This window comes from Microbispora sp. CSR-4, from assembly GCF_008033685.1.
Taxonomy (GTDB): Bacteria; Actinomycetota; Actinomycetes; order Streptosporangiales; family Streptosporangiaceae; genus Microbispora.
Genome location: NZ_VJVX01000030.1, coordinates 93,827 through 99,826, shown reverse-complemented (window position 1 = coordinate 99,826; position 6,000 = coordinate 93,827). Strand labels below are relative to the sequence as shown.

Here is a 6,000-nt window from a genome sequence, read left to right as displayed (position 1 = left end):
GACGCCCTGCGAGGGGTAGACGGGAGGCCGGAACATCACCGGCGGGACCGGTGGGCGGGCAGGCCGTGATGGGCTGTTCTGGGTGCGGAGCCGGTACATCTGGGCCAGCCCGGCCGGGCCGTTGGCGTAGTAGGTCTCGCGCGGATACCCGTATACCGGCGTCGTCGGGGGAACCGGACCGGACGGCCGCGGCGGCCTCCGGTACTTGCCCTGGACAGCAGGAGCGGACGGAGCGTGCTTGACAGGGGCGGCCTCCCAATCCGCCGGATTCATCGGGCGGCGGGCGGCCACGGGCGCGTGCTTGGCAGGACCGGGCCCACCTCGGGCCGCGGAGGCGGCGGTCCCGGTCAGGGCAGTCGCGCCGGCAGCGGCAGCCGTACCAGCAGGACCGGCGGCGAGCGCCGGAAGCGCTCGGCTGGCCATCGTTCTCCCGGCCATCGCATGGGCGGCAGCCACGTGCCCGGCGACCCGAGGCGTGCTGCTCCGGCGTCCACCCGGGCGGAGGTGCAGGGCGGCCAGGACGGGCGAGGTGAGCTTGTAGGCCAAGGCGTACTTGACCATCCGGCCGATCATCGAGTGGCCGCCGACCCCGGCGAAGATCCGGCGGGAGATCCAGCCAGGGATGCGGATCAAGATGATCAGCAGGCACAGGGCGAGCACCAGGTTGACGAGCTGGCCGGTCGGGACGATGCCGAGCAGCAGTCGGCCGTCCTGGTTGAAGAAGATCCGCACCGCCAGGACGAGCGTGAGCGACTGGGTGACCTGGATGAGCAGGAGCCCGGTGAAGGCCCGCCACCAGAACCGGGCCAGCCCCTCGGTGTACGGCAGGGCCAGGCAGGCCAGCGCGAGCGGCGAGGCGACCGTCAGCAACAGCACCAGCGCCACCCGCATGACGAACGTGATCAGCAACAGCAGCAGCAGGACGACCGCGACCAGGGCGAGCAGGACGTAGAAGATCTGCTGCGAGGCGCTCGGCGCGATGATCAGCGTCTGGAGGGTGGCGGCGGCGCGGCGACCGTCGAAGTCCTGCCCGAGCAGGGCCTTGGACAGGGCATTGGCGATCTCGATGACCTTCCCGCACAGCAGGAAGCTGGCGTTGGCGGCCAGGGCGGCGATGAACAGCCGGGGCAGGACCTCCTTGACCGCATACCGCGTCTGCACCGTCTGGTAGCCCATCGCGCTGATCGCACCGACGGTCGCCAGCAGGACGAACCCGGTGTTGGCGATCGCGGCGGTCGCCTTCCACAGGTCGAAGACCCGGCCGCTGCCGGACACGTCCGGGGTGGCCAGCAGCGTCACCGCCAGCAGGTCCAGCAACGGCTTGATCGCCAGGTACACCAGGCTGGCGAACCAGGAGTTGATCTGACCGGTGATCCAGTCCCCGATGCCGAAGCCGATCCCCGTTCCCTCCGGCACCGGCAGCTCACCGGGAGCGGGCGGGGACGCCCCAGGAACAGGAGATGGCAGAGGCATCGGCGTCGCGTGAGCCGAGGCCGCCGTGACGATCACGACAGCGCAGACACCGACAACCACACCGGCAACGGCAACGACGCGGATTGCCGCTCGTGGTGCGGCCCCAGCCGGGCACATTGCCGCACTGCCAGCCGGCATGGAGTTTCGGGCGCGTGCGGCTGCCGTACGCAGCCGGTGGCGGAACGTCGCCGTGAGCTTCTCGCGAATCGGGGTCATGGGGCTCACCCGCCTACGACGCGCTTGAGGATGCTCACGAACAGCGGGGCCAGGACGGCCAGCGCGTAGCCGAAGGCGGCAGCCTTCAACGCCGCCTTGGCCTTCTGGACCTCGCCGGGATCACCGCCCGCCACCAGGTAGCGGAGCCCGCCGAGGGTCAGCATCAGCGTGGCCAGCGTCGCCAGCAGGCCGATCAGCCAGTTCCGCAGGTTGGTGAAGACCGTGTTCAGGTCCGACGGAGCGGCGATGACCGACGAGGCCAGGGCGCTGGTCGCCGCGGCGGCAACGAACGGCACCGCGCCGGCCAGCATCGGCAGGACACGGAAACCGATCCGTGCCGCCCACTGCCGCAGCCGCCGGTACGGCAGCACATTCCAGCGGCGAGCGGCCGGGGCAGTGCCGCGAATGGCAGAAGACCGGGGACGGGAGGAAATCCGCGCGGAGCCAGGGGTGGTGTCCCTGCCTCCCTTCGGGTCGGTTGCGGTTGCTGCATCCGGAGTTCCCTGGCTCCGCGCGGAAGCCGTAGGCGCTTCCTCATCGGCTGAGGAAGCAGGGGGAGGGGGAGTCGTGGGGGACGGTTGCCGCAGCGGCATGCCGCCCAGCCGGGTCAGGAGGATCAGTTCGGCGTCCTGCTCGCTGAGCACGCCAAGGGCCACCGAGTCGGCCAGCACCAGCTCAGGACAGGGCAGGGGACGTTGGCGGGGAGGAGACTCCTCCGGCGGTTGCCGCCGCTCGGCCGCCGAGACGATGTGCCGGATGGCACGCTCGCCCGCGCACCGCGCTGCCTGGCACAGCCGAGACCGTACGTCCGCGGTGTCCAGGTCCAGGCGGCGCAGGGCACGCAGGTAGCCGCCCAGGATCTCGGAGTCGACGTCGGCCGGGTCCCCGTAGGGAAGGTCCCGGGTGAGCGCCGCGGCGATCATGCGCAGGATGGGCATCGCCATGCCGACGGCGGCGACCGTCCACGCTCCCTTACGCACCCGTGCTCGCGTCACCAGCTCCCGCCAGACGGCGTCACGCGTCTCGTCGCTGACATGCCGGCTGGTGAGCAGCATCCGCAGCTCCGCGAGGTTCACCTCGCCTCTGGGGAGGGCGGGGGCGAGCGTGGTGCAGTTCAGGGACAGCGCGCCCGGCCCTGTGGTCAGCAGCCGGAACGAGGTCTCCGCGGTGTCCAGCGGGGAACCGGTGACGGGATCGGTGCTCATGTCTTGCTCCAGTCCGAGAGGAATTCGTTGGTCTCGGAAACTGGTCTACGCACCGCCTCAGAATTTGCTCATAGCTGATTCAGAGTTTCGCCGCAGAGTTTCCGCATAACCCGCCGCTCGGGACCTCTGAGTTGTTCAGATTTGGCGCCTCCCGGCTCAGGGTCTGCTCTGAGGGATCGCTCTCTGAGGGTTCTCTGAGATGTTGGCTATCCCTGGTCATGTGCCTCGGACCGTCCTGCGGACCGATGGCGCACACATCCGGAGAAACGTGTCCCGACTAGACGATGGAAAGCAGGAATGACAAGAAGACAATCGCAAACGAGTGCGAGGGCCTGAACAGTCCGGAGCGTCTGGAGAATCAGCGGCTGGTGATTTCACCGGTGCCGATTCAGACCGCGCGGGCATTCATCGCCTGGACCCGGCATGACCCCGCTGCGTCGGCCGGTGCCGCGTTCGCTCTCGGTGCCCAGAGCGGTGACGGCACGCTCGTTGGTGTCGCGCTCATCGGCTGGCCCACCGCCTGGGTGTTCGACGACGGCGACACCGCCGAGGTCCTCGCCCTGGCCACCGACGGCACATCCGACGCCAGCCAAATGCTGCTCGGTGCCGCCTGGCCCCTGGTCCGCGAGATGGGTTACCGGCGCCTGATCGCCTACACCCGCATCGACGAACCTGGCACCCACTTGTGGGACGCCGGCTTCCGCATCGTCCCCAGGCCCCTCGGGTGGCAAGCCATCAGCCGAGCCGACGACGTCACCCGCGTCCTGTGGGCGATCCGGGCCGTCGGAGGCCGCCGATGAGCGGGCTGCGTGAGCCGTACTGGCGCGACGAGCATGCGGCGATCTACCACGGGGACGCGCGCGAGGTGCTGGCCGAGATGGCGGACGGTTCGGTGGACTGCATCGTCACCAGCCCGCCCTACTGGGGTCTCAGGAACTACTGCGAGGGCCAGTACGGGCAGGAGCCCACGCCGGAGGCGTACGTGGAGAACCTCCGGGCCACCTTCGCCGAGGCCCGCCGGGTGCTCGCCGACGACGGCACCTGCTGGCTGAACCTGGGGGACTGCTACGCGGCCAACTCCGACGGCTGGGCGCGGGGCAAGGACTACAACATCCGGCAGCCCGAGGTGCGGCCTAAGGCGCGGCTGGTCGTGCCGCCGAAGAACCTGCTCGGCATGCCGTGGCGGGTCGCCTTCGCCCTCCAGGAGGACGGCTGGATCCTCCGCAACGCCATCGTGTGGAGCAAGCCCAATGCGATGCCGCAGTCCGTCCGCGACCGGATGTCCAACCGGTACGAGCTGATCTTCCTGCTCGTCAAGCAGCAGCGGTACTGGTTCGACCTCGATCCGGTCCGTCAGCCCTACACCGGCGACCGCCCGATCACCAGACGGGCACGCTCCGGGGGGAGCAAGGCGAACAGCATCACGACGGCCTGGCCGCCGCCCGGCAAGTACGGCAGCGACGGCGAGGACTCGGCCGGTACCCGCCACGGCGTTGCGATGCGGCCCACGGGTGCGCGGCATGCCGCCGCACACCCCAACGGCAGGAACCCTGGCGACGTCTGGTCGATCCCGACCCGGCCGCTGCGGGCGGCGCACTTCGCGGCATTCCCGATCGACATCCCGCTCAGGGCCATTGCCGCCGGCTGCCGCCCCGGCGGCACCGTGCTGGACCCGTTCACCGGCAGCGGCACCACCGGCATTGCCGCGCGGCAACTCGGGCGGAAGTTCGCCGGCATCGAGCTCAACGCCGACTACTGCCAGCTCGCCCGGACCCGGCTCCTCGCTGCCGCCGGCGCGGCAATCCCGGCAGGAGGCGAGGGTGACTGAACAGCCACAAAGGGCCTGCTCAGGGCCTCCGGAATCGGCTCTCCAGGCGTACCCTGCAGGCCCGGCCGACCGCGAGAAGAAGCCCAGATCGCGGACGACCGGGGCCAAGAGCAGGCGCGTCGTCACCGTGGTGTTGCCCGCCGAAACGCCACAGCTGACCGCAGGGGCGGCGCGAGTGCTCCTGCGCATCCTTCTGAAAAGCCACGCGGAGCTGACCAAGCGTCAGCGGGAAGAGAGGAATGCTGAATGATCCCGTTCGCCTTCTGGGGGCGAGTGTCCACGGAGGACAACCAGGATCCCGCCTCGTCGCGGAACTGGCAGCTGTCCCGGTCACGCGCACTGATCGAGCCACGCGGCGGCGTGATCGTCGCGGAGTTCTTCGACATCGACAAGTCGCGATCGATCCCGCCGCAGCGTAGGCCGCAGGCCGCGATCCTGCTCGACGAGCTGCGCAACCCCAACCGGGGGTTCGACGCCGTCGTGGTCGGTGAGCCCCAGCGAGCCTTCTACGGCAACCAGTTCGGCAACACCTTCGAGCTCTTCAACCACTACGGAGTGCCCCTGTGGGTGCCGGAGGTCGGCGGACCGATCGACCCGACCAACGAGGCTCACGAGCTGATCATGTTGATGTTCGGCGGGATCAGCAAGGGCGAGCGCAACCGGATCAAGATGCGCGTCCGCACCACCATGGAGGCACAGGCCAAGATCGAGGGGCGCTTCCTCGGGGGCCGCCCGCCGTACGGCTACCGCCTCGTGGACGTCGGGCCGCATCCCAATCCGAGCAAGGCCGCCGACGGCAAGCGCCTACGCCGGTTGGAGCCCGACCCGGCGACCGCTCCCATCGTGGGCCGAATTTTCTGGGAGTTCCTCCACGGTAAAGGGCTCTACCTGATCGCCGAAGGGCTCACCAAGGAGGGCATCCCGTGCCCCTCCGCCTACGACCGGGCCAGAAACCGCCATCGCAGCGGGATCGCCTGGTCGAAGTCGGCGGTACGGGCCATTCTCCTCAACCCCCGCTACACCGGCCGCCAGGTCTGGAACAAGCAGCGCAAGCAGGAAGAGCTGCTGGACGTGCACGACGTCACGCAGGGACACATCACCAAGCTCAAGTGGAATCCCGCCAGCCAGTGGGTCTGGTCCGAGAAGATTGTGCACGAGCCGATCGTGGACATCGAGACGTTCGAGCGGGCCCAGGCTCTGCTGTCCGCGGAGGAGCGGCCCGCGACGGAGCGGAAGCCGCGCAGGACACCGCGTCCGTACGTGCTCCGCGGCCTGCTG

Annotated in this window: 4 protein-coding genes and 1 pseudogene; 3 read left to right on the top strand and 2 right to left on the bottom strand. The window is 69.5% G+C overall.

The features are described from left to right. A partial coding sequence (locus FLV34_RS22360; protein WP_369074159.1) for a conjugal transfer protein TrbL family protein occupies positions 1-1,416 on the bottom strand: 1,416 nt, incomplete at its 3' end. A 278-nt stretch (positions 1,417-1,694) separates the two neighbouring features. Then, positions 1,695-2,894: a hypothetical protein gene (locus FLV34_RS42615; protein WP_261985862.1), complete on the bottom strand. Its 1,200-nt coding sequence runs from the start codon at positions 2,892-2,894 to the stop codon at positions 1,695-1,697. Positions 2,895-3,178: 284 nt separating this feature from the next. Between FLV34_RS42615 and FLV34_RS22350 the strand changes: the two genes are divergently transcribed. The 3 genes and pseudogenes from FLV34_RS22350 to FLV34_RS43425 all read left to right on the top strand — a co-directional run. Beyond that, positions 3,179-3,694 carry an XF1762 family protein gene (locus tag FLV34_RS22350; RefSeq protein ID WP_147943968.1) on the top strand — a complete coding sequence of 172 codons (516 nt, stop codon included), beginning with the start codon at positions 3,179-3,181 and terminating at the stop codon, positions 3,692-3,694. Continuing rightward, positions 3,691-4,722 carry a site-specific DNA-methyltransferase gene (locus FLV34_RS22345; protein ID WP_222709583.1) on the top strand — a complete coding sequence of 344 codons (1,032 nt, stop codon included), beginning with the start codon at positions 3,691-3,693 and terminating at the stop codon, positions 4,720-4,722. Before FLV34_RS22350 ends, FLV34_RS22345 begins: the two co-directional genes overlap by 4 nt. A 246-nt stretch (positions 4,723-4,968) precedes the next feature. Beyond that, positions 4,969-5,916: pseudogene (locus FLV34_RS43425) on the top strand (recombinase family protein); the annotation flags it as partial. Positions 5,917-6,000 lie beyond the last annotated feature (84 nt).